This is a genomic window from Saccharopolyspora karakumensis (genome assembly GCF_004349225.1).
Classification (GTDB): Bacteria; Actinomycetota; Actinomycetes; order Mycobacteriales; family Pseudonocardiaceae; genus Saccharopolyspora; species Saccharopolyspora endophytica.
In genome coordinates, this window is the sequence record NZ_SMLA01000116.1 from 1 (window position 1) to 2,172 (window position 2,172).

Sequence of the window (2,172 nt, forward strand, 5' to 3'; positions counted from 1 at the left end):
GCGTTGAGCAGCAGCTGGGCGACGTCGACGACCTCGACGGACTCGTTGGCGACCTTCTCGCTCTTCCGAGCGGTCAGACCGTCGGAGAGCATCACCTTGCAGAACGGGCAACCGGTGGCGATCTTCGAGGGGGCGGTGCCCAGGGCCTCGTCGACGCGCTCCTGGTTGATCCGCTTGCCGGTGCGCTCCTCCATCCACATGCGGGCACCGCCGGCGCCGCAGCACATGGCGCGGTCCGCGTGGCGCGGCATCTCGCGGAAGGTCGCACCCGCGGCGCCGACCAGGTCGCGCGGCGGGGTGTAGACCTTGTTGTGCCGTCCCAGGTAGCAGGGGTCGTGGTAGGTCACGTCCTCGGCGACCGGGGCGACCGGGGTCAGGCGCTTCTCGCGGACCAGCTTGTTGAGCAGCTGGGTGTGGTGCACGACCTCGTAGTCACCGCCGAGCTCGGAGTACTCGTTGGCGAGGCTGTTGAAGCAGTGCGCGCAGGTCGCGACGATCTTGCGCTTGCCCGGCTCGCGGCCCTCGAAGACTCCGTTGAGGACCTCGACGTTCTGCTGGGCCATCATCTGGAAGATGAACTCGTTGCCCGCGCGGCGGGCCGGGTCACCGGTGCAGGTCTCCTCCGGGCCCAGCACCTTGTACTTCACGCCCGCCATGTGCAGCAGCTCGGCGACGGCCTGGGTCGTCTTCTTCGCGCGGTCCTCGAAGGCACCGGCGCAGCCGACCCAGAACAGGTACTCGTCGTCGGCGGCGAGCTCACCGTCGAAGACCGGCACCTCGAAGTCCAGGTCCTCGGTCCACGCGAGGCGGTCCTTGGCGTTCTGGCCCCACGGGTTGCCCTTGTTCTCCAGGTTCTTGAACATCCCGCCCAGCTCGGTCGGGAAGTTCGACTCGATCATGACCTGGTAGCGGCGCATGTCGACGATGTGGTCGACGTGCTCGATGTCCACCGGGCACTGCTCGACGCAGGCACCGCAGGAGGTGCAGGCCCACAGGACCTCGGGGTCGATGACGCCCATCTCCTCCGGGCCCCCGACCAGCGGGCGCTCGGCCTCGGCCAGCGCCAGCGCGTTGATCTTGCCCAGCTTCTCCTCGGCACCGTCACCGGTGATGCCGACCTCGTCGCCTGCCATGTCCTTGCTGCCGCCGGCGAGCAGGTACGGGGCCTTGGCGTAGGCGTGGTCGCGCAGCTGGGTGATCATCAGCTTCGGCGACAGCGGCTTGCCGGTGTTCCAGGCGGGGCACTGCGACTGGCAACGACCGCACTCGGTGCAGGTCGTGAAGTCCAGCCAGCCCTTCCAGGAGAAGTCCTCGACCTTGCCGGCGCCGAACACGTCGGTGTCGGGGTCGGCCTCCTCGAAGTCCAGCGGCTTGCCGCCCGACATCATCGGCTTGACCGCGCCCAGGGCGACGTCACCGTCGGCCTCGCGCTTGAAGTAGATGTTGAAGAACGCGCTGAACCGGTGCCAGGCCACACCCATGGTCATGGTGCGGGCGACGACGATCAGCCAGACGGTGGCGCTCATCAGCTTGATGAAGGCGAACACCGAGACCAGGTTCTCGCTGGCGGGCAGCAGCATGCCGACCGGGCCGGAGACGAACTCGGCCCACAGCGGCATCTCGTGCACGCCCAGGGCGGCCTTCGCGGCGCGCACACCGAGGATGCCGATGCCCTCGATCAGCACCACGGCCTCGATGAAGTAGGCCCAGGCGAAGTTGGAGCCCTGGAAGCGCGAGACCCGTCCGGCCTTGCGCGGGTGGTTGGCCTGGCGGATCGCCATCAGCACCAGGATGCCGACGACCGTGCCGACGCCCAGGACCTCCATCAGCAGGTGGTAGATCGCCAGGTCGTCGAGGATCGGCCAGCCCCAGGTGGGGACGAAGACCTCGCCGTAGGCCTCGAACAGGGCAAGGGAGCCGAGCAGGAAGCCCCACATGACCAGCCAGTGCCACACGCCGACGTGGCGGAACTTGTTCATCCGGGTGTGCGCGGCGAACTCCTTGACCAGTGTGGCCAGACGCGCCAGAGCCGGACCGTTCCGGGTGCCGTCGGGTTGCCCGAGGCGGATGATCCGCACGAATCGGGCGATGGTCATGGCGAACATGCTCCACGCGACGACGCCGAGCGCGACCGAGATCGCGCCAAGCGTGATCTGTACAGCACCCATGCTC

1 protein-coding gene is annotated in these 2,172 nt (G+C 68.1%); it reads right to left on the bottom strand.

Annotated features, from left to right (window positions below):
* A partial coding sequence (locus tag E1202_RS31020; protein WP_132686864.1) for a (Fe-S)-binding protein occupies positions 1 to 2,168 on the bottom strand: 2,168 nt, incomplete at its 3' end.
* Positions 2,169 to 2,172 lie beyond the last annotated feature (4 nt).